At 58.3% G+C, this 21968-nt stretch carries 17 protein-coding genes and 1 pseudogene; 10 read left to right on the forward strand and 8 right to left on the reverse strand.

What is annotated here, in order from left to right:
- Positions 1-40: 40 nt before the first annotated feature.
- The gene (locus tag R0J87_RS00460) at positions 41-481 is read left to right on the forward strand and encodes a DUF411 domain-containing protein (protein ID WP_498883615.1); all 441 of its coding nucleotides are present in this window, start codon (positions 41-43) and stop codon (positions 479-481) included.
- Here R0J87_RS00460 and R0J87_RS00465 read toward each other — a convergent pair.
- The 3 genes from R0J87_RS00465 to R0J87_RS00475 form a co-directional block, all read right to left on the reverse strand.
- Positions 468-2960: an EAL domain-containing protein gene (locus tag R0J87_RS00465; RefSeq protein WP_498883616.1), complete on the reverse strand. Its 2493-nt coding sequence runs from the start codon at positions 2958-2960 to the stop codon at positions 468-470. The two genes, R0J87_RS00460 and R0J87_RS00465, sit on opposite strands and share 14 nt — an antisense overlap.
- Before the next feature lie 90 nt (positions 2961-3050).
- Positions 3051-3644 carry a nucleotidyltransferase family protein gene (locus tag R0J87_RS00470; RefSeq protein ID WP_498883618.1) on the reverse strand — a complete coding sequence of 198 codons (594 nt, stop codon included), beginning with the start codon at positions 3642-3644 and terminating at the stop codon, positions 3051-3053.
- Between the two features lie 5 nt (positions 3645-3649).
- Positions 3650-4639: an XdhC family protein gene (locus R0J87_RS00475; RefSeq protein ID WP_498883620.1), complete on the reverse strand. Its 990-nt coding sequence runs from the start codon at positions 4637-4639 to the stop codon at positions 3650-3652.
- Between the two features lie 168 nt (positions 4640-4807).
- On the opposite strand from R0J87_RS00475, the gene R0J87_RS00480 reads away from it, so the two are divergent.
- The 3 genes from R0J87_RS00480 to paoC are packed head-to-tail and all read left to right on the forward strand — an operon-like array spanning position 4808 to position 8508.
- Positions 4808-5374 carry a 2Fe-2S iron-sulfur cluster-binding protein gene (locus tag R0J87_RS00480; protein ID WP_498883622.1) on the forward strand — a complete coding sequence of 189 codons (567 nt, stop codon included), beginning with the start codon at positions 4808-4810 and terminating at the stop codon, positions 5372-5374.
- Positions 5371-6321, forward strand: coding sequence for an FAD binding domain-containing protein (locus R0J87_RS00485; protein ID WP_498883624.1), 951 nt, complete (start codon positions 5371-5373; stop codon positions 6319-6321). Before R0J87_RS00480 ends, R0J87_RS00485 begins: the two co-directional genes overlap by 4 nt.
- Before the next feature lie 3 nt (positions 6322-6324).
- A complete protein-coding gene (paoC, locus tag R0J87_RS00490; protein WP_498883626.1) occupies positions 6325-8508 on the forward strand; it encodes an aldehyde oxidoreductase molybdenum-binding subunit PaoC in 2184 nt (727 codons plus the stop codon).
- A 37-nt stretch (positions 8509-8545) separates the two neighbouring features.
- Here paoC and R0J87_RS00495 read toward each other — a convergent pair whose 3' ends face one another.
- Together R0J87_RS00495 and R0J87_RS00500 are read right to left on the reverse strand one after the other, a co-directional pair.
- The gene (locus R0J87_RS00495; RefSeq protein WP_498883627.1) at positions 8546-8962 is read right to left on the reverse strand and encodes a PaaI family thioesterase; all 417 of its coding nucleotides are present in this window, start codon (positions 8960-8962) and stop codon (positions 8546-8548) included.
- Positions 8963-9053: 91 nt separating this feature from the next.
- Positions 9054-11228 carry a malate synthase G gene (locus R0J87_RS00500; protein ID WP_498883628.1) on the reverse strand — a complete coding sequence of 725 codons (2175 nt, stop codon included), beginning with the start codon at positions 11226-11228 and terminating at the stop codon, positions 9054-9056.
- A 219-nt stretch (positions 11229-11447) separates the two neighbouring features.
- Between R0J87_RS00500 and R0J87_RS00505 the strand changes: the two genes are divergently transcribed.
- A complete protein-coding gene (locus tag R0J87_RS00505; RefSeq protein WP_404464446.1) occupies positions 11448-12416 on the forward strand; it encodes an alpha/beta hydrolase in 969 nt (322 codons plus the stop codon).
- Here R0J87_RS00505 and R0J87_RS00510 read toward each other — a convergent pair.
- Positions 12413-13075, reverse strand: a pseudogene (locus R0J87_RS00510) (ATP-binding protein); the annotation flags it as partial. The gene R0J87_RS00505 and the pseudogene R0J87_RS00510 sit on opposite strands and share 4 nt — an antisense overlap.
- A 141-nt stretch (positions 13076-13216) precedes the next feature.
- On the opposite strand from R0J87_RS00510, the gene R0J87_RS00515 reads away from it, so the two are divergent.
- From R0J87_RS00515 to R0J87_RS00535, 5 genes are all read left to right on the forward strand, one after another.
- Positions 13217-13897, forward strand: a complete 681-nt coding sequence (locus R0J87_RS00515; protein ID WP_498883630.1) for a TnsA endonuclease N-terminal domain-containing protein — start codon at positions 13217-13219, stop codon at positions 13895-13897.
- Positions 13890-15818 (forward strand): TnsB C-terminal domain-containing protein, encoded by a 1929-nt coding sequence (locus R0J87_RS00520; RefSeq protein WP_022521281.1) that lies wholly within the window; start codon positions 13890-13892, stop codon positions 15816-15818. The genes R0J87_RS00515 and R0J87_RS00520 overlap by 8 nt, the downstream gene beginning before the upstream one ends.
- Positions 15815-16699 carry a TniB family NTP-binding protein gene (locus R0J87_RS00525; protein ID WP_022521282.1) on the forward strand — a complete coding sequence of 295 codons (885 nt, stop codon included), beginning with the start codon at positions 15815-15817 and terminating at the stop codon, positions 16697-16699. Before R0J87_RS00520 ends, R0J87_RS00525 begins: the two co-directional genes overlap by 4 nt.
- Complete coding sequence (locus tag R0J87_RS00530) at positions 16699-17787, forward strand: TniQ family protein (protein WP_081139052.1); 1089 nt, start codon at positions 16699-16701, stop codon at positions 17785-17787. Before R0J87_RS00525 ends, R0J87_RS00530 begins: the two co-directional genes overlap by 1 nt.
- 518 nt (positions 17788-18305) lie before the next feature.
- Entirely contained in the window at positions 18306-19211 is a 906-nt protein-coding gene (locus tag R0J87_RS00535; RefSeq protein WP_016916423.1) for a hypothetical protein, read from the forward strand.
- A gap of 126 nt (positions 19212-19337) precedes the next feature.
- On the opposite strand, the gene R0J87_RS00540 is transcribed toward R0J87_RS00535, so the two are convergent.
- Positions 19338-20381 carry a L,D-transpeptidase family protein gene (locus tag R0J87_RS00540; RefSeq protein ID WP_016916424.1) on the reverse strand — a complete coding sequence of 348 codons (1044 nt, stop codon included), beginning with the start codon at positions 20379-20381 and terminating at the stop codon, positions 19338-19340.
- 53 nt (positions 20382-20434) lie between these two features.
- Positions 20435-21967, reverse strand: a complete 1533-nt coding sequence (gene lnt, locus R0J87_RS00545; protein ID WP_022521287.1) for an apolipoprotein N-acyltransferase — start codon at positions 21965-21967, stop codon at positions 20435-20437.
- Position 21968: the final 1 nt, after the last annotated feature.

A 21968-nucleotide genomic window follows, 5' to 3' on the forward strand; every position in this document is an offset into this window, starting at 1 on the left:
GTTGTAAGCTTTGCAAAAGACGTTGTCATAGGAGAGCGATATGAAACGACATGCCACGGCGCTTATGGTATCCGGTGCCTTGATGTTCGGCGCTGCGACGGCCCACGCTGCGCTGCCCGATGAGGCGACGCTGTATAAAAACCCGCAATGCGGCTGCTGCGATGAGTACGCACGTCATCTTGAAGCGCTGGGCGTAGACGTCACCATTATTGATGATGTCGAGCTGGGTGATATCAAACAGCAGGCGGGCGTGCCTTACGGCATGGGCTCTTGCCACACCATTGAGATAGGCAACTATTGGATTGAAGGGCACGTGCCGATGGAAGCGGTTGAGGCACTGTTTGAACAGCAACCTGATGTCGATGGCATCGGCTTAGCCGGTATGCCGATTGGCACACCGGGCATGCCAGGGCCCCAAAGCGAGCCTTACAACGTTTACCTATTCAGCGATCAAGACGCCCAGCCGTTCATGACGCTGTAGGCGAAGAAGCGCCGTTGCGTCGCGCAAACTCTGCTGCGGGTGCTGGCTTGCCAAAATAGTAGCCTTGATACACATGGCATCCTAAGCGAGCCAGCACCGTGCACTGGTCGGCAGTTTCCACGCCCTCGGCAATCACGTCTAATCCCAGGCTCTCTGCCAGGGCAATAATGGTGGCGGCGATCGGCGTCGCCTGCATGTCCAGGGTCAAATCTTTGACGAAGGCAATATCGATTTTGAGCGTGTCTAGCGGCAGCGATTTGAGATACGCCAGCGACGAATAGCCGGTGCCAAAATCATCCAGCGCAAAGCGAATGCCCATCTGTCGCAGGCGCAGCATCTTATCGATGGTTCCCTCTGGGTCGCTCATCAGCAGCGATTCGGTAAGCTCCAGCGTCAAACGCTCAGGCGGAGCGCCGGTCGCGCGCAGCGTGGTGGTAACCTGCTCAACAAAATCGGGCTGCTGGAACTGGCGCACGCTCACGTTGAGCGAGAGCTTTAAATGGCGCAGGCATGGGTCGTGCTGCCACTCGCCGAGCAGGCGGCAGCCCTCTTTTAATACCCAGGCCCCTAAGGGCAGAATTAGCCCGGTGTGTTCGGCGATGGGAATAAAGCGCCCCGGTGAAATCATGCCTTTCTGCGGGTGGTGCCAGCGTACCAGGGCCTCGGCACCAATGACCTCGTGCTGCGCTCCCACCTGTGGTTGAAGGTGCAGGCTAAGCGCACCGCTATCGATCGCTAGGCGCAGTTCGCGCTCCAGCGTGATATCTTCTTCGAGTTTCTGCTCCAGCTCCGAACAGAAGCGCTTGGGCACGTCGTCTCGCTGGCGCTTGGCTTCCAACAGTGCCAGCCCGGCGCGTTTGAACAGCTGCCCGACGCTCTCAATCTCACGAGGGCAAAAAATCAGCATGCCCACGTTAATTTTGCACGGGTAGGTGTGCCCATGAAGCTGGTAGTCGGCCACCAGGGAAGCCTGCACATCTTCGATATGCTGGTGCGCCTGTCGTTCGGCTTCGGTTTGGTCGGTGGCGGTTAGCGTGAGGCACAGCGCAAATTCATTGCCATCCAGGCGGGCAGCGATCACCTGCTTTCCGGCCTGCTGCAGGCGGCTGCCGAGCTGTCGTAACAGCTCGTCGCCAATATCTTGGCCCATGCTGTCGTTCAGCACTTTGAAACGGTTGACGTCCAACAGTGCTAGCACTGAGTAGTGGCCTTTATGGCGGCTATCCTTCAGGTGTGTCGTCAAGTACTCCTGAAGCGCCAAACGGTTTGGTAATCCGGTGAGCATGTCGTGGTAAGCCAGGTAGCGAATCCGCTGCTGCGCGTTTTGCTCGTCGGTGCGGTCGCTAAGCAGGGCCACGTAATCCCTATCTTTGCTATGGGCATAGTTCACGCGGCTGATACTGAGCCATGCTGGGTACTCATCGCCATTCGTGCGCAGCGCCGTGACCATGCCGCTCCACTCCCCTTGCGACAAGAGTGCGCGGTGAATGGTGGGGGTAAGCGCCTGGCTATCTTTGGCGTAAGGCACCTGCGTGATATCCGCATCCATGAGCTGGACGTGAGTCATGCCCGTTAATTGCTCAAAGGCGTTATTACACAGCCGGATACGGGCACTGTCATCGAACAGCACCACGCCATCTTGCAGAGCGGCAATCACTTCTAGCAGCCGTCGCTGGGTCATATGGCCGTGGCGCTCGCTGTCCTGCAGGCGGCGTTGAATTTTAATCGCCAATAAGGTTAGCAGTGCAGCAAAGACGGCCGCCCCGCTGATCACATAAATGAGCCAGTTAGAAGCCTCCATACGCGCGTGATCGACGGCATTGTCCATGGGCACGAACCAAGCGGCCTGCATGGCCACGTAGTGCATGCCGCTGACAGCGAGCGAAATACACAGCGCAGATATGAACGTGTACCGCTGATAGTGCGCTTTGCCGTTTTCCATGCGGCATAAGCGGTAAGCATAGGCACTGAGAACACCCAGCCCAACGGCAACGACCAGCGAGGCTAAAAACAGGTCCAGCGCGTAGTAGAGCGTGGCGGGCATGTGCATGGCGGCCATGCCGCCATAGTGCATCATACCAATCCCCAGCCCTAGGCTACTGCCTGCCAGAAACAGCGTGCGATGCGATAACGGCTCTCGACAGAGCAGCGTCATAGCCACTAGGCTGCCAGCGATAGCGGGTAATACGGAAAGCAGAGTCAGCAGATGGCCGTGGCTGACATGAAAATCCAGCCGGTAGGCGTGCATGCCGACAAAATGCATGCTCCAGACGCCAGCGCCCATCACGCTGGCGCCCGCGGTGAGCCACGTTCTGCGCCAGAGCGACGACGAGGTGCTACTGACCAAGCGAATAATTTCTAAGCTGGCGTAAGACGCGGCCAAGGCAACTAGCCAGGATAAAATGACCAGGGGAACATCGTGCTTTCCTTGCAAAGCACTCAGCGCCTGCGGGTCCAGTAACAGGTTGGGCAGTATCATTCATCAATCGCTGTGTGGCAGTGGCATGCGCACACTACTTTATAATGTTTGTTAAATCCTTTCTCTGTTAATCAAGTTTGCGCTTAAACGCTAGAGGCTGGCGAGTGCGTCTGGCGTATCGATATCGAGCAGAATGCCTGCGTCGTTGATGTCATACGTATGGTAGTGGGATGGGTGGCGTTGAATCAGCGCCTTAGCGCCCGTGTCGCCTCGTAAATGCGCTAGTTCCGGCCAAAAAGCGCGACCAAACAGCACCGGGTGGCCGGGCTGCCCGCCGTAGCGCGGCCGCCAGATGGTGTTGAAGGTGGCCTGCTGCTGCAGTGCCCGCAGCGTTGCGGGTTGAATACGCGGCATATCGCCTAGCAGTACCGCCACCGCCTCGCTGTCGTTCAAGCGGCGGTCACCGCCTAGCGCCGTTACCGCTTCAGCCAAACTAGCACCCAACCCCAGGTGCGCCTGACGTAGCCGGATTAGCGGCGTGCTGGCAGCCAAGCCAAGCTGAAACGCGTCGTCCTCCTCACGAATCGCGACCCGTACCTGGCTAAACGCCTGCTCGGTGCGCGCAACGGTGGTGGCCAACAGCGTTCTGCCATCGGCAAGACGTTCCTGGCGCTTATCAGCCTCGCCATAACGCCGCGAGTAGCCTGCCGCCGTCACTAGCGCGACGACGTGGTTAGCACGCATGGCGATTAAAGCTCATCGACGGCCTTACCGTGCTGCACCCTTACGATATCCGCCATCACTGCAAGGGCGATTTCCGCCGGGGTTTTACTGCCCAGCGCTAGGCCAATGGGCATATGCAGGCGCTTCACCTGCGCTTGGGTGAGCCCGCCGGAGCGTATCAGCCGCTCTGCTCGGGCGGTGGAGGTGCGTTGAGAGCCCATCACGCCAATATAAAACGCGGGGGTACGTACGGCTTCCATCATGGCCAAGTCATCAATGCGCGGGTCGTGGGTGAGCGCCACCACTGCCGTTGCACTGTGGCAAGCGCCGGAGGCGATGTATTGGGACGGCAGCTGTGCCTTAACCACCGCGCCGGGCACGGAGAACTGCGCGCAGGCGGTGGCGTCCGGGTCGCATACGATCACCTCGAAACCGAGTGTGACGGCAAAGGCCGCACAGGGGGCGGTAATAGCGGAGATGCCCGCGATAATTAACCGCCTGGCGGGGGCAACGCGCAGGTAGATGCGCTCGGATTCCCCCTGCACCTGCTCACGGTAAACTCGCGGGCCAAGCGAGGCATCCTCGTGAAAGCCAAAGCGCCCGCTGGGGAGCTCGACGTGGCGCACCAGCGGCTGCTGGCCGTCTAGCGTCGCCAGCAGCGTGGTGAGGTGCGCTTCGGTGGCTTGAGTAGCGGGCAGGCGCTCAATCAGTACTTCTAGGATACCGCCGCAGGGCAGCGTCACATTTGCCCCTTGAACGTCGTCCGGGTCGCCGTAGCGGATGACCGTCACCGGGCGCTCAAACGCCCCCTCTTTGACGCGCTGGAGAAAGTCTTCTTCCACGCAGCCCCCGGACAGCGAACCAATTGCTTTCCCCTCCTCGTTCACCGCCATCCAGGAGCCCGGCTCGCGAGGAGAGGAGCCAAAGGTCGCCAGCACGGTGCAGAGCCAAAAAGGGCGGCCCTGCTGGCACCACGCCAGGGCGTGTTCAATCACCTGTCGATCCAAGTGTTGCATCAATGTCGCGTCCTTTCGTGAGTCACCCTGCCCGCTTAGCGCGGGTCGTTGCACTAAGCGTAGCGCAGCCGCTTGGCACGCGTCAGGTCGCTGCCGCCGATTTATGTCTATGCTGAAGGGGCGAGACCGTCGATAAGCAACAGCAATGAGCAGGGAAGGCACCGATTTATGAACGCTTCAAATAGCGCTGAACAGCGCCGCGATCAGGCACCGCTAGACGTGCCGCGCTCAACCGTCACGTTGATAGTGAATGGCACCCAGCACACCCTAACGCTTGATAACCGCACCACGCTGTTGGACGCCCTGCGTGAGCACCTAGCGCTCACCGGCTCCAAAAAAGGCTGTGACCACGGCCAGTGTGGCGCCTGCACCGTGTCGGTGAATGGCGAACGCATCAACGCGTGTCTCACCCTGGCAGTGATGCATGAAGGTGATGAGATCGCCACCATTGAAGGCCTGGGTACGGTAGAACAGCTAGACCCCATGCAGCAGGCGTTCGTGGATAACGACGCCTTTCAATGCGGCTACTGCACGCCGGGGCAGATCTGTTCGGCCAACGCCGTATTGCAGGAGATCGCCGCCAATATTCCCAGCCATGTCACGGCGGATCTCACCGCGCCTATCGAGATCACTGATGTCGAGATTCGCGAGCGGATGTCGGGCAACCTCTGCCGCTGCGGCGCTTACGCCAACATCCTTAAGGCCATTACCCAGGTTGCCAAGGAGCGCGCATGAGAGCCTTTTCCTACGAGCGGGCGTCTAGCCCTGCCGAAGCAGCGGCCCGCGCGGCCGAGGTGCCGGGCACGAAATTCATTGCCGGCGGCACCAACCTGCTGGATTTAATGAAGCACGAGATTGAAACTCCGCTGCACCTGATCGATGTGCGCGACACGGGGTTGAACGCCATTACGGCTACGGAAGAGGGCGGCCTGCGCGTGGGGGCGATGGTCAGCAATAGCACCCTGGCAGCCGACCCACGCGTGCGCGAAGCCTATGGCGTGTTGAGCCGGGCGCTGGTGGCGGGGGCGTCTGGCCAGCTGCGCAACAAAGCCACCACCGGCGGTAACCTGCTGCAGCGTACGCGCTGCCCCTATTTTTACGACACCGCCATGCCCTGCAATAAGCGCTCACCGGGCGCTGGCTGCGCGGCGCTGGGAAAAGGCGCGACCACTCGGCAACTGGGCGTGATTGGTACTTCTGATGCGTGCATTGCCACGCACCCCTCCGATATGGCGGTGGCGCTGCAAGCGCTGGATGCCCGCGTGGAAACCATCACCCCCGAGGGTGAGACCCGCAGCCTGACGCTGGATGCGTTCTACCAGCTGCCCGGCGATACCCCCGAGGTGGAAAACACCCTGACCAAGGGCGAGATGATTACCGGGGTGGTGCTGCCCGCGCCTGTGGAAGGCCGCCATGCCTACTTCAAGGTGCGTGACCGCTCTTCGTATGCCTTTGCGCTGGTCTCAGTGGCGCTGATTCACGCCCCGGACGGCACGGGGCGCGTGGCGCTGGGCGGTATGGCCCCACGGCCCTGGCGACGCGATGCGGCGGATGCCGCGCTGCCCCAAGGCGCAGCTGCTGTGATGGCTGAGATGCTTGATGGTGCCCGCCCGACTGAAGAGAACGCCTACAAGCTGACCCTGGCAGAGCGAACGCTCGCCGCGCTGCTGGCCGAGGAGTAACCGATGGATTTCAATCAATCGACCGACGATAACCTGTTTGACCGCGCCCGTATTGTCGGCAAGCCCCATGCGCGCATTGATGGCGCGCTTAAAGTGACCGGCCAAGCGCCCTACGCCTACGAGCGCCATGACGTAGCGGCCCACCAGCTGGTGGGCTACCCGCTATGTGCCACCATCGCCAAAGGGCGCATTACCCACATGGATGCCACGGCCGCCCGCGCCGCGCCTGGGGTAGCGGCGGTGGTCACCACCCTAGACATAGAACCGCTGGCGCAGGCCAAAAGCAACGTGGCGCGCCTATTTGGTGGCGATACCGTTGCCCACTACCATCAAGCCATTGCCGTAGTGGTGGCCGACACCCTAGAGCAGGCGAGAAGTGCCGCCGCGCTGATTGAGGTGCGCTACCAAGAAGAGCAAGGCGTGTTTGATTTAGACGCCGCCTGGGAGCAGCAAACACCCGACGAGCCGCTCTCTGACGTGGGCGATGTGGATGCGGCCTTTAAAAGCGCAGCGGTAACGCTGGATGAGGTCTACCGCACGGCCTCCCAAAGCCACGCGATGATGGAGCCTCACGCTTCCATCGTGGATTGGTCGGATGGCGGCCAAATGACGGTCTGGACCTCCAACCAGATGATTGCCTGGACCCGCAAAGCGCTGGCCAAGACCTTTGCTATCGACCTCGAGACCATTCGTCTAGAGAGCCCCTATGTGGGCGGTGGCTTTGGCGGCAAGCTCTGGCTGCGGGCAGATACCGTGCTGGCTGCCCTGGGTTCGCGGGCGGCCGGGCGGCCGGTTAAGCTCGCGCTACCGCGCCCGCTGGTGTTCAACAACGCCACCCACCGCTCCGGTACTGTTCAGCGCCTGCGCATTGCCGCCGATGCTGAGGGCAGGATTACCGCCTTCGACCACTCGGCGTTTTCCCATACGCTGCCTGGCGGCAGCGGCGAGAACCCGGTCAATCAAACCCGCGCCTTTTACGCCGGGGCAAGCCGCCGCGTGGCCCATACGGCTATCGAGATGGACCTGCCTGAGTCAGCGGATATGCGCGCCCCCGGTGAAGCCTCCGGCCTTGCCGCGTTAGAAATTGCCATGGACGAAATGGCCGAGAAGCTGGGCATGGACCCGGTGGAATTCCGCATCCTCAACGACACCCAGGTCGACCCGGAAGACCCCAGCAAGCCGTTTAGCGACCGCCACTACGTAGAGTGCCTGCAAAAAGGGGCTGCCGATTTTGGTTGGGAGGCGCGCAACCGCACCCCAGGCGGCCAGCGGGAAGGGCAGTGGCTGATCGGCCACGGCATGGCAGGGGCTTATCGCGGGGCGCCCACCATGGATTCCGGCGCTCGAGTGCGTTTGCAGGCTGGGCGTTTGGTGGTGGAAACCGATATGACCGATATCGGCACCGGCTCGTACACGATTATTGCCCAAACCGCTGCGGAAGCCATGGGATTGGCGCTAGAGGACGTGGAGGTGCGGCTGGGCAACAGCGACTACCCGGTCTCGTCGGGTTCCGGTGGGCAGTTCGGTGCCGCCAGCGCGACCGCCGGTGTTTATGCGGCCTGCTTGAAGCTACAAGAGGAGATTGCCCAGCGACTTGGTATGAACGCGCCGCGGTTTGAACAGGGCTGGGTGATCGCAGGCACCACCGAGGTAGCGCTAGCGGAGGTGGCTGATGGCGAAGAGCTGGTCGCAGAAGACACCATCCACTTTGGCGACTTCAAAGACACGCTACAGATTGGCACCTTCGCGGCGCACTTTGTTGAAGTGGCCGTGCACGCCCATACCGGCGAAACCCGTGTGCGCCGTATGCTGGCGGTGTGCGACGCGGGGCGCATTCTCAACCCGGTCACGGCGCGCAGCCAGGTGATTGGGGGGATGACCATGGGCGTGGGTAGTGCCTTGATGGAGGGGCTCACCCCCGATGTGGAGCGCGGCTTTTTCGTCAACCACGACCTCGCCAGTTACGAGGTGGCGGTGCATGCGGATATTCCCGAGCAGGAGGTGATTTTTTTGGACACCACCGACGCCGCCTCGACGCCGCTTAAAGCCAAGGGCGTGGGGGAGCTGGGTATCTGCGGCGTGGCGGCGGCCGTGGCCAACGCGATCTATAACGCCACCGGAATTCGCGTACGGGACTACCCGATCACGCTAGATCGGTTGATCGACCAGCTCCCGAAAGTGAGTTGAGCGCGTTAAGGCGTGAACGACCGCGCTGTTCGGCTGCCTAGGGGTTATCCGGCAGCGCATAGCTAGCGGTGACATGCACCACGGGGCGCGTGTCATCGCTGGCGGAGAAAATCTGTACTTCGCCCACCGCCAGGCGTCTGCCCAGCTTGATCAGCTTGGCGTGGGCGATGATGTCGTGATCGCCGGAGGCCGCGCGGAGAAAGTGGCAGTTTAAATCGCTGGTCACGGCCATCGCTTCGGGGCCTATTTGGGCCAGTATCGCCACGTACAGCGCTACATCCGCAAAGCCCATCATGGTGGGGCCTGACACGCGGGGGCCAGGGCGCAGGTGCTCATGGCCAATGCTTAGCCGCATGGTGGCGCACATCTCTCCAACGCTCACTATCTTGCCCATCCGCTGGGGAAAGATCTCATCCAGGAAGTGCTCAATCTGCTCGGCGGTCATCACGGTCATAGTTGTTCTCCTTGACGTTAACGTAAATCAGCATAAATAAAAAAGCCCCAAGGCGCGAGCCTTGGGGCTGGGGGCTATTAAGCGATAGGGCTTACTTAGCCTTATGTACCTGACGCCATGCGTGCAGGAGCGGCTCGGTGTAGCCAGACGGCTGTACGCGGCCCTTGAACACCAGGTCAGAGGCAGCTTTGAACGCGGTAGAGCCTTCAAAGTCGGCGCTCATCGCGGTGTAAGTGGGGTCGCCAGCGTTCTGCTCATCAACCACCTTCGCCATGCGCTTGAGGGTTTCCTCAACGCGGGGCGCATCGACGATGCCATGGTGCAGCCAGTTGGCAATGTGCTGGCTGGAGATGCGCAGCGTGGCACGGTCTTCCATCAGGCCGACGTTGTGGATATCCGGCACTTTCGAGCAGCCAACGCCGTGTTCCACCCAGCGCACCACGTAACCCAGAATGCCCTGGCAGTTGTTATCCAGCTCTTGCTGAATCTCTTCCTCTGACCAGTTGGCATTTTCCGCTACCGGTACGCTCAGCAGGTCGTCTAGGAAGTCCGGCTCGCCTTGGGCTTCCAGCTCGCGCTGAACGTCAGCAACGTTCACTTGATGGTAGTGCAGTGCGTGCAGGGCAGCGGCGGTGGGGGAAGGTACCCACGCGGTATTGGCACCGGCTTTCGGGTGGCCAATCTTCTGTTCCAGCATGTTGTGCATCAGGTCCGGCATGGCCCACATGCCTTTACCAATCTGGGCGCGGCCACGCAGGCCACAGGCCAAACCAACCTGCACGTTGTTCTTCTCGTAGGCGGTGATCCACGCGGCGCTCTTCATATCGCCTTTGCGAACCATCGGGCCTGCTTCCATGGCGGTGTGCATCTCATCACCGGTGCGATCCAGGAAGCCGGTGTTGATAAACACCACGCGCGAGGTCGCTTCAGCAATACACGCCTTGAGGTTCACCGTGGTGCGACGCTCTTCGTCCATGATACCCATTTTCAGGGTGTCACGACTCATGCCCAGAATGTCTTCCACGCGGCCAAACAGCTCGTTAGCGAAGGCGACCTCGGCAGGGCCGTGCATCTTCGGCTTCACGATATACACTGAGCCTGCGCGGGAGTTGCGCGGTTGGTCGGCGTCTTTCTTCAGGTCGTGCAGGGCCAGCAGCGAGGTTACCACCGCATCCAAAATGCCTTCCGGCAGCTCGTTGCCGTTCTCGTCCAGCACCGCAGGCGTGGTCATCAGGTGGCCCACGTTGCGCACGAACATCAGCGAACGGCCCGGCAGCGTGACGGTGTTGCCGTCAGTGGTTTGCCAAGTGCGGTCGGCGTGCAGCTTACGGGTGAAGGTTTTGCCGCCTTTTTCGATGTTCTCTTCCAGGTCGCCCTTCATCAGGCCGAGCCAGTTGCTGTACACACCGACTTTATCTTCAGAATCCACCGCCGCAACGGAGTCTTCGCAGTCCATGATGGCGGTCAGCGCGGCTTCCACTACGACGTCTTTGACGTGAGCCGGGTCGGTCTTACCGATCGAGTGGTTGGCATCGATCTGGATTTCCAGGTGCAGGCCGTTGTTGGCCAGCAGAATCGATTCGGGAGCGGAGGCGTCGCCGTTAAAGCCAATCAGCTTACCGGAGTCTTTCAGGCCGGTTTCACGGCCGCCTTCCAGGCTGACTACCAAGTGGCCATCGCGGATCACATACTTCACCGCATCTCGGTGAGAGCCAGTGGCCAGCGGGGCGGCACGGTCCAGCACGCCACGGGCATAAGCGATGACTTTTTCGCCGCGTTTCGGGTTGAAGCTGGTGCCTTTTTCCGCGCCGTCCTCTTCAGAGATAGCGTCGGTGCCGTACAGCGCATCGTACAGGCTGCCCCAACGAGCGTTGGCCGCGTTCAGGGCGTAGCGGGCGTTGCTCACCGGTACCACCAACTGCGGGCCTGCTTGCGTGGCCACTTCGCGGTCAACATTGGCGGTGGTGGCTTTCACGCTGTTCGGCGCGTCTACCAAGTAACCTGCTTCTTTCAGGAAGCTGCGGTAGGCGGGCATGTCGCTGACCGGGCCGGGGTTTTCACGGTGCCAAGCGTCCAGCTTCTCTTGCAGCGTGTCGCGCTCTTCGAGCAGTTGGCGGTTTTTCGGGGTCAAATCGTGGAACAGAGCATCGACACCGGCCCAGAAGGCGCTTTCGTCGACGCCGGTGCCCGGCAGAGCCTGCTCGTTGATGAAACGATCTAGGTCGGCTGCCACCTGTAAACGGTGACGCGTGATACGCTCGCTCATGGGGTTCTCCTGTGGGGGTGCCCGTGGATGGTTTGACTGCCACGGTCAGGGTAGAAGTTGATTTATGGAAAATACTTCCACATCTGCGTTGGCATGTAAACAGCGTAGACCCTAAAGCGGTAAAATGCTCGACCAAATGATGAGAGCGGGCGCCACCGCCGCTGTTATTTTGTGCTGTTACTCAGCCCATGGAAGTGTGGTGTTCACGGAGAGACGTTAATGCATAATTTCCAACACTTGGAAGGTCTGTTTCGGCAGGCGCAAGGTGAGTCGTCGCTCTCCCGCTTAACCCCGGGCGATGCGCTAACGGAAGCTGTGCATGACTACTTTCGCCACTACGGCTTAGAGACGCTGCTCAACGACACCAGCGAAGTGCACGCCGGGTTTATTGATACCGGGCGGTTCGCACTGTGGTGCCAAGTGTGGAGCCCGCCTGCGCCCACCGGCACCGCGTTTGTAATTCACGGCTACTTTGACCATTTAGGCCTGTATCGCCACTTGCTCAGCTGCCTGCTGGCCAAAGGCTGGCGCGTGGTGCTGTGGGATTTACCCGGCCACGGCCTTTCCAGCGGCCCCCGGGCGGAAATTGAAGACTTCGATGACTACCAGCACTGCCTAGCGCACCTGCAAGAGTCGCTGCAAACCCTAGGTATGGCACCGAAACCGTGGCTGGGCGTGGGCCAAAGCACCGGCGCGGCGATTTTAGCCACCGACGCGCTCACCCGCCGCGACACGGCCGGTTGGGCAGGCATTGTACTGCTGGCCCCGCTGGTACGCCCCTGGCGCTGGAGCCAGGCCAGCTGGCTGCATTTAATTGCCAGCCCCTTTGTTAAAGAGCTGCCGCGCAAGTATCGCCCCAACTCCACTGATGAGCAGTTCACCGCCTTTCTACGCGACCAAGACCCGCTACAGCCAGAGCGGCTAAGCGTGGCCTGGATCACGGCCATGCGCCGCTGGATGCCACGCCTACTGGCGCGAGAGCCTAACCCCTTGCCAACGCTGATTCTGCAGGGTGAGCAGGACCTCACCGTGGATTGGGAGTGGAACCTGGCCATCCTGGCGGAAAAATTCCCCAACGCGGAAATTCACCGCCACCCGGAAGCGCGCCACCATTTGGTGAACGAAGCAGAGCCGATTCGCCAAGTGCTGTTTGAAGCGCTCGACCACTTTGTCGAGAACGTGCATTAAGCCCCTTTCAATAGCCGATCCAACTGCCGGTAGCCGATGGCTTCGATAAAGTGCGGCTGGGAAGGCTTGGGCTCGCCCTGTAAATCAGCCAGTGTCAGCGCCACGCGCAGCACGCGGTGGTAGGCGCGGGCGGAGAGCTTGAGCTTTTCCAGCACGCCTGCCAGCCAAGCGCGCTCTTCATCATTGAGGGCGCAGGCGGCTTCCAGCGCTTTACCGCTGAGCTGGCTGTTGAGCGCGCCCCGGGCCATTTGCCGCTCCCGGGCCGCCATCACCCGCTCGCGCACCGCGCTGGAGGGTTCGCCCTGGGTTTGTGCAGTGAGCTGCTCCGGGGGCAGCGCGGGCACTTCCACCTGCAGATCGATGCGGTCCAACAGCGGGCCAGAGAGCCGTGCCTGGTAGCGCTGAATTTGGCTGGCGCTGCACTGGCAGCGCTGGCGCGGGTCGCCCAGGTGCCCGCAGGGGCAAGGGTTCATCGCGGCAACGAGCTGAAATTGAGCAGGATATCGGCGTTCATGGCTGGCGCGGGATAGATGTATTTCCCCTGTTTCCAACGGTTGGCGTAATACTTCTAACACGTTGCGGGAAAACTCCGGCAGCTCATCCAAAAACAGCACGCCGTGGTGCGCTAGCGAGATTTCACCCGGTTTGGGTTTTGAACCGCTGTCATTTTCAGCAATTGATGCGACCCTCAGGGCGTAATATCGGGCTATTATGGTAGTCTGTACAGGATTGAGTGCGACAGAATTAATAGCAATTGATGCGACAGGTCTTGTTTTATTCAACATTTGGTGCGACTGCCCATGCCACTGCCTACATCCGTTCGTAAAATCGGCCCTACCCGACGAAGTGTGTCTGGCTACTATGCCTTTCGCGGGGAGGAGTCTATTGCGTTCGAGTCGACGCTCGAACGTGATTTCCTCATCAAGGCTGACTTTGATGTGAGCGTCCTTGGTGTGATATCCCAGCCGTGCGAGATCCCGTTTCATCATCCCGTGACCGGTAGGCGCTACACCTACACACCTGACTATTTGGTTTATTACCGTCTCGGTAACCGTCATTACAGGGATTACCCAAAACCTCTCCTGGTGGAGGTCAAACCACGGGAAAAGTGGCAAGCACATTGGCGTGAATGGTCGCCTAAATGGAAGGCGGCGATACGGCATGCCAACAATGAGGGCTGGGCGTTTCGCATTCATGATGAAAGCCGCATTCGTGATAAGACCTTGGACAACATTACCTTCCTAGCGCGCTATAAACGGATGGTGTTTCCTTCTGTCGAAAGCCAGGCAGTCCTCAACACGGTGAGGGAAATGGGGGTGGCGACCTTGGATTACCTGCTTTCTCGGCACTTTATGGGCGATATTTACCGGGCAGAGGGGATTGCGCATTTATGGCATCTACTGGCGACTCGGCAGTTAGATTGCGATATGACCCAATCCTTCAGTCCTCTATCAGAGGTATGGGTACCCGATTATGAATAACCATCGTGGCAGCGCAACTGAACCCAATAACGGCGTCGCCCAAACACGCCAACACTTGCAGATTATGGTGGGTGAGCAGGTTCAGAAAGATGGCACCGTTTACCGAATTTCCCAGGTGCTCGATTTTGAGACAGTCATTGGCATTGCCGTTGAGTCCGGGCGTAGTTGCCCGCTTCGCATCAAAGAACTAGCGCCTCTCAATAGCGGGTCCGTATCCCCTGAGCAGGATATGTCCGAGATTGGGGATGCCGATTGGCGGGAGGCCGAGCATCGCTTTTCCATCATTAAGCCCTTGGTGGATCGCCATACGGTGGGGCGGGATGCAGCGGAGGAGCGTGCGAAACAAACGGGGGTTGATACGGCTACGATCTACCGTTGGTTGAAGCGGTATAAAGCGACGGGCTCGGTGCTTGCATTGATTCCTCAAAAGCCAGGGTGGAAGAAGGGAAAGTCGCGTATTCCCGCGCATGCCGAGGCAGTGATTCAGGAAGTCATCAAAGAGGTGTATTTGACGCTGCAGCGTCCGTCCGCACAAAAAGCGGTACAGGAAGTCATGCGGCGCTGCCATGAACGGCGCATCGACCCGCCGAGCCCTGGTACCGTTCGTGCTCGTCTGCGTGATATCCCAGAGCGTGACCGGTTGCGTGGCCATGGTTTTAGAGACAAAGCCATTAACAAGTTCCAGCCGGCTGCCGGAAAATTTCCCAATGCGGACTATCCGTTAGCCGTTATGCAGATTGACCACACGCCTGCCGATATTATTTTGGTCGATGACGTGTATCGCAAGCCGATTGGTCGCCCATGGATTACGTTGGCCATGGACGTGTTTACTCGCATGGTCACGGGGTATTACTTGTCGTTTGACCCGCCCTCTGAAACATCTGTCGGCATGTGTGTGGCGCACTCCATGCTTCCTAAAGATGAGTGGTTGCTACTGCATAATGTGGAGGCTGAGTGGCCGGTATGGGGCACACCCGCCACGATTCATGTCGATAACGGCCCAGATTTTCGCTCTGAGACGTTTCGGCGCTCATGCCTAGCCTATGGGGTCAACCTTGAGTTTCGGCCTGTTAAGCAGCCTCGTTATGGTGGCCACATTGAGCGGGTACTGGGCTCTCTTCTAAAGGAAATCCATAACCTGCCTGGGACGACCTTCTCCTCCATTAAAGAGAAAGAGGGATACGATCCAGAGAAGCACGCGGCCATGACGAAAAGCGAGTTTGAAGAGTGGCTGGTGACGTTGATTTGCAAGGTTTACCACCAGCGCCTTCATTCTGGGATTGGTATGTCGCCGATGAAAAAGTGGGAAATTGGTGTGTTTGGCAATGCGGATGTGCAGGGAGTGGGATTAGCGCCGAGGCCTGCTGACAGGCTCTCTGTATTGCTCGATTTTTTGCCCAGCTTTCAGCGTACGATCCAGACCTTTGGTGTGACCATCGATGGCATAAACTATTACGATGAAGCGCTAAGACCTTGGATCAATGCCAAAGATCCAGACATGCCAGACAAGAAACGCACCTTTGTTTTCCGGCGCGACCCTCGCGACATTAGTGTCATTTGGTTCAAAGACCCGGAGCTCGGGCACTATTTTCGCGTGCCCTTTGCCAATCTTGCCCTCCCCTCGATGAGTGTTTGGGAGTATGCCCAAGCTAAAGCGCGCCTTCGGCAGGAAGGAAGAAGCTCGGTCAATGAGACTGAAATTCTACGCGCTATTAGTGAGCTGCGAACCCATGTGGAGGAGTCGCAAGCACGTACTAAGCGAAGTCGCCGTCAGGCACAACGACGTAAAGAGCATGAGAAGAAGGTGACGCCTGCAGATCCCCTTTTACATGCGCCCTCAACTGCGGCCCCTAAAGAGACACCCGCTCAAGGGGACGGTCTTTTAACGGGTGATATCGATGTGAACTGGGACATAGCATGAGCACACACCTTCATCCTGATCTTCGTCACGTCTTGGGGCTGTCCGCTAAAGAGCGAATGGAGTTTATGGATCAACCGCGCTGGTTGGGCTATCCATTGGCCAATCGTGTCATTGAGGTCATGCGTGGGTTGATGGAGAAGCCCAGTCGTCCTCGTATGCCTAACCTCTTGCTCGTGGGTGACTCCAACAACGGAAAGACAACCATCGTTCAACGGTTTCGTAAGCAGTACGGTGAAGGCTACGTGAATGAAGACGTAGAGCCCGTGAAGCCTGTTGTTGTCACTCAGGCTCCCCCGAGTGCCGATGAGAAAAGTCTGTATATCGCAGTGCTAGAGAGTTTCTGGGCTCCCTACCGGCCTACAGATCCTGTTCCCAAGCTGCGCTACCAGGTGATTCATCAACTGCGTGCTTGCCATACGCGCTTACTGATCATCGATGAGTTTCACTCTCTGTTAACCGGTGGTGCTGTTAAGCAGCGCGAAACGATGAATGCCATTAAGCTTTTATGCAATGAGCTAATGATTCCCATCGTTGGTGTGGGGACGCAAGATGCTGTGCGTGTGCTGCATTCAGACCCACAGCATGCGAGTCGCTTTGATGTGGTCGCGTTACCAAAGTGGGAGCTCAATCAGGAGTTTCAGAAGCTGCTCGCTGGCTTTGAGAAGATATTACCTCTCAAACATCCTTCCCAACTGCATGAGCCCCAATTGGCGACCCAGCTCCACGCGATTTCTGGCGGTAATTTGGGTGACCTGCACCGGCTGCTGATTGAGTGTGCAAATGCCGCTATTTTGTCTGGAGCTGAGTGCATCGATGAGAAAATTATTCAGAGTAAATCATGGGTGCGGCCCACCCGTGGCATTAGGGAAGTGATGCTGTAATGACCTGGGCGCTGAGTGTGCCCCTGCTGCCTGAGGAGTCCCTTTCATCATGGCTCGTTCGGGCGGCGTTGCGACAGGGGTGTGATCCTTTGTCGCTCACCGGGGCTATTTGGCCAACATGGCGTATATGGACGAGGGACATTGATAGGGAAATACCCCTCGCAAGAATGCGCCCATTAGTGAATGCCTCGGGGATATCTTCCGCTAAGTTTCAGAAAGCGGGGATGCGGGACGATTGTGAGAAAGTGGTCGGTTACTCGTTACCGGAAACCCGGACTTGGCCCTGGTTGTTGGCACTCGGCAGCCGAAATCGAACCCGCCATGGAGGACAACAGGTATGCACGTTGTGCTTGGCAGAGGACTCAACCCCCTACTTGCGCCGGCACTGGCGATTCGCTTGGCACACTGGGTGCCGCTTTCATGGGGTGCAGCTGGTAGATGAGTGCCCAGCATGCAAGGCCCCTATAGAGCCCCATCGCCTGACAGCGGAAGATCAACATTTAGCTCAATGCAGCCGGTGTCATAACGATTTTAGAAAGGCGGTATGCACGTCGCCTTTACCTGAAGCGTTCAGTGTTCAAGTGATGGCTGATCGTGTGTTAGAACAGGATAAGGTGACGTTTAGGCAGGCCTCTATCGCACCCGCCGATTGGTTTTCTATGGTGGCCTTTTTTATTGGCGTTATACGGCGTGCAAGTCGGCGGCCTGTGTCACCCCTGGCCGATGCGCTTCTTTCATTGGGCATTTCGGTTACGGATTGCCGAATGCCTGTGTCTGGCCTGGCGTTTGAGCTGCTGGCTGTCAGCGAGCGTAGTGCCTTATTGGTAGCGTTGGAACGCTTGCTCAGTATGGGCCTTGAAGAAACGTTCAGCGTTCTGGTCGCGTGCAATGTCAAAACGAGCGCGCTTCATGATCCCCGAAGGTCGCCCCCCGTTGTGTTGTTGCCGCTGCTATCACGGTTATCTCACCACCCTCATGGGCCGCATCGCCGCCGTGTTCCCCCGGCTTGTCGCCCCATGTCGGAACGCGCTGTTAGAGCCTCATGGGCGCGTTTAAAACGCAGAATGAAAGCGGAGCCAACCTCTTGAATCAACACCAAACGGTCGACTGCCATGAGTGTGGCCGAGAAGTCTCCAAATTGTGGCGACGCCATAAAGGGCACGGCTACTGTTCAACTTGCTATGCTCGTGTGTTTAAGCGGCGGATGTGCCCACGATGTGGTGAGTTAGCCCGTCTGCCTAAGAATGACCCAGACGCCGTCTGTCGTCAGTGCAACGTTGACAAACCGTGTGCACGATGTGGAAAAGCCAGTTCAGACTACAACATCGGCAAGGTCACTCCCTACGGCCCTGTCTGTATCGCCTGCGCTCCCTATTTCAAAGAACCAGAGCCCTGCGAGGCGTGTGGGAAAGCATCTCAACGTCTTACCCGAGTGGCGCGTATGGGGCATGATCATCGCTTATGTCCACGCTGTTCGACAGCAGACCACGGTACCTGTTCTGCATGTCGTCGACATCGTTTATTGGTGGTGGCACCCAACGGGGATGCGTTGTGCAAAGCCTGTAATGAGCAAGGGGAAATTGCCTGCCCATCGTGTGGTAATCCCATGCCAGCGGGTCGAGGTGATGCCTGTGAGCCCTGCTATTGGACGCGAACATGCCGTAAACGCATCACCATTGGCCAAGCCGGTATCACTACCAAAGCGTTAAGTGAGGCCTTTGGGGAATTTGGTGAATGGCTGATTCGTATCACTGGGCCGCATAAGGCTGCCCTCAAGATCAATCATTTCTTCTCGTTCTTCCTTGAGCTCGACCAGGCATGGTCACGGATACCGAGCTATTCGGAGCTACTTCATCACTTCGGGGCGGAGGGCTTGCGGCGTGTGAGGCTTCCCATGCGATGGTTGCATGAAGAGCAAGGGGTAGAGCCGGATCACCAAGCAAAGCGGATCGACTCAGAGAAAAGACGTATTCAAGCGTGTCTCAGTTCTATGCCGTTCGCTTCGCTATCAGACCAAGTGCTGCAAGCCTATTGGCTGCAATTGGAAACCCGTATAGAGGCGGGCAAAACGTCCCACACCTCCGCACGACTTGCACTAAGAGCGGCAGCCGCATTGCTACTCGCTACTGACCGGGAGGGGCAGCGACTGCCTCAACAGGGCGATGTGGACAACTATTTGCATGCGGTGCCCGGACAAGCAGCCTCGGTCACGGGGTTTACTAATTTCTTAAATCGCCAACATGCCACCACGTTGGCTCCTCGGGTGGATGTAAAACGGGCAAGAAAGCGGCGAAAAGAAACACTAGCCCGCACCCTGATGACGATGGCCCGGTGTGCTGATCAAGGAGAGGCCTGGAGGGAGGCATGGATCGTTGCTGCCATGGAGTATTTCCATGACACAAAATTAACGCAGAAAATGCTTCGACAACAGACCGTAGAGCGGACGACAGACGGGATACAGGTGGTAGTGGGTGGCGTTACCTACTGGCTGCCTCTGGATATTGAGTGCTAAGACACTGATAGCGCGCAGTCACTTGGAGGGCCCCGCGACTCTGTAGGCGAATGTCGCCCCGCCGTTTGGACGGGGCTATGGCTCTCTACCTATATGCCAGGGCTCAACGGGGTGCCAAAAGGCGTGTCATGACCGTTGAGATGACGTCAAAACCAGGTCTTCATAAATGCCCTTGATAGCCTTCTCTTCTGGGCTGTGGCGCTGTGGCTCCTGTTCCTGCTTTGGATGTAGTGGGGTTATAAGCCCGTTAGAGAGTGACAGGACATCGCTGAGCTGCTCGTAATCGAGGTTTACGTTATCGACATTGTATTGGTTAAGGCGTGTCATGGTCTCTGTGAGTGCGGTCATACTGTGCTCTTCTTCTCCAAGCGGCGGAAAGGCTTGAATCAGCGGCTGACCGCCTTCCCAACCTATCTTGATCGGCTGATTGATGATGTTGACTTGGGTGCCGGGTGGAATGCGGTCAAATATAGATTCGATGTCTTTGGGTAACATGCGGATACAACCTCGGCTTGCGCGCATGCCAATGCCATCGGGCTGGTTGGTGCCGTGAATCAAATAGCCATCGAAGCCTAGGATGATGGCATGGTCTCCTAGCGGGTTATCGGGGCCGGGCGGTACAACGCTTGGTGCGGTTTCGCCGCGTGCTTCCGCTTCACGTTTTACCGACTCAGGCGGGTACCATGCGGGGTTTTTAATGTTCATGGTGGTCTCGGTCACACCAAGGGGTGTATCAAACCCTTCGCGACCGATGCCGATAGGATAGGTCTCAACGCGCGGTGTCTCACCGGTTTTGACATCTGGGTAGTAGTAAAGCCGCAGCTCGGCGATATTGATGACGACCCCAGTACGCTCGACATTCGGCAGGATGAAGCGTCCTGGAATGGTTACTTCAGTACCCACTCCGGGCACCCAAATACTGACCTCTGGGTTAGCACGTACAATCTCCTGGTAGCCAAGGTTGTGACGTCTGGCAATATCAATCAGAGTATCCTCGTAATTCTTCACGATGAAGGTGTCAGCCTCTCCGATAATATTGCCTTCCTCAGGTAGCGGGTAATGCCCCTTGGGCCATTCCGTCTCCTGGGCAGTGGAAGGTTGTGCCGCCATGGCGACAGGGAGCCATGCCAGAAACGAAACCATCACACTCACGATGAAGCCGATCTGCATTGGCCATGGGAGGAATCTCTTAAGTATTGCTGCGTTCTTTGCCAAGAGCATCGCTAGGTTCCTTTTTCATCTAATGCGTCGTTTTTTGATCGAGATAAGTTCAGTTGTAACCCGAGCAGTGTCAGCACCGCAGCGAGTATCCAAGCGGGGCCACTACCGGTGCGTGTGAAAGGAGTTAGGCCCTGCATCGGGGTCACCTCGCCCGTTAAACTGGCCTGTTCAAACTGTGGGGCACGGGCTGTGACGTGACCTTGTGAATCGATGATGGCCGTCACGCCATTACTGGTAGCTCGAAGTAGGTGACGACCATTTTCTAAGGCACGTAGACGCGCCATTTGAAGATGTTGGTGTGGGCCAATGGAACGCCCAAACCACGTATCGTTGGAAACCGTTAATAGCAGCTCGGCATTACGCGCCTGCTGGGCGACATGGTCGGCAAAAATGATTTCGTAACAAATGGCATTGCCAATGGTGGCTCCAGCCACGTGTAACGGAGCCTGTTCGCCTGACCCTGGGGTCAGGCGAGGTACTGGCAAGTCGAAAAAAGCAAGGGTGCCAGCGAGGAGACTTTGGAATGGCAAATACTCGCCAAAGGGCACCAAGTGCGCCTTCTGGTATTCGCCCTGCACATCATTTAGCCCTATGACGCTGTTATAAGAGCGCCCTTCACTGTCGCGTTGCAAAATGCCGGTCAACAAGGCGGTGTCAGGCCCCAGGTCGGACGCTACTTGCTCAAGTATTTGCTGTGCTTCCTGCTCAAGCATGGGAAGGGCTGCCTCGGGCCAAACGATGAGATCGATATCCCTTGCTTGCTCCCGTGTCATCGCCGTGTAGATACTGATCGCCTCGCGCTGCCCTTGGGCAGTCCACTTAATGCGCTGGTCAAGATTCCCTTGCAGCAATGCCACCCGGATGGGCTTGCCAGCCGGGGTTGTCCATTGGGCGGGCAATAGGAATGGAACGATCCACAAGGCGGCCATTGGGACAAGGAAACTCCAGCGGCGACGCAGTACCTCTACCCCTAACGTACCTGTCAGCGCGGTCATGAGTGACAGCAAGTACACACCACCAACGGGCGCCCATGGGGCTAGTGGAGAATCAATCTGAGAGGTGCCCAGCAATAACCAGGGAAAGCCGGTGAGCATCCAAGTGCGTAGCCATTCGCTCACCACCCACATACCGGCAAAGCTAAGAAAGGCGAACCGTGGCCCCGTGATGCGTCGATAGAGCCCAAAGGGGACTGCAAAGAAGAGCGCCAGGACGCTGACAAAAAGAGTGGTGAGGAACATCGCCACCAAGGCCCCGGTGCCACTGAAATCGTGAATAGCAACGAAGACCCACGACGTGCCTGAACCGAACAGGCCTACCCCATAGCACCACCCACGCAGGGTGGCCATGGCGGGCGTTAGCAACTGTATCTTCCAATAGACCAGTGCCACGGCCACTGGGCCAAGCCACCATAGGGAAAAGGGGGCGGCACTCAAGGTGGTCAGCACCCCAGCGGCGAGCGCTACAACGCAATCGACTATTGGTGAGGAGCGCCCAGCAAAAAGCGTATATTCTTTATCTTTATCGACCACATCCATA

It is taken from the genome of Halomonas sp. SIMBA_159, assembly GCF_046536035.1.
Classification (GTDB): Bacteria; Pseudomonadota; Gammaproteobacteria; order Pseudomonadales; family Halomonadaceae; genus Vreelandella; species Vreelandella venusta_A.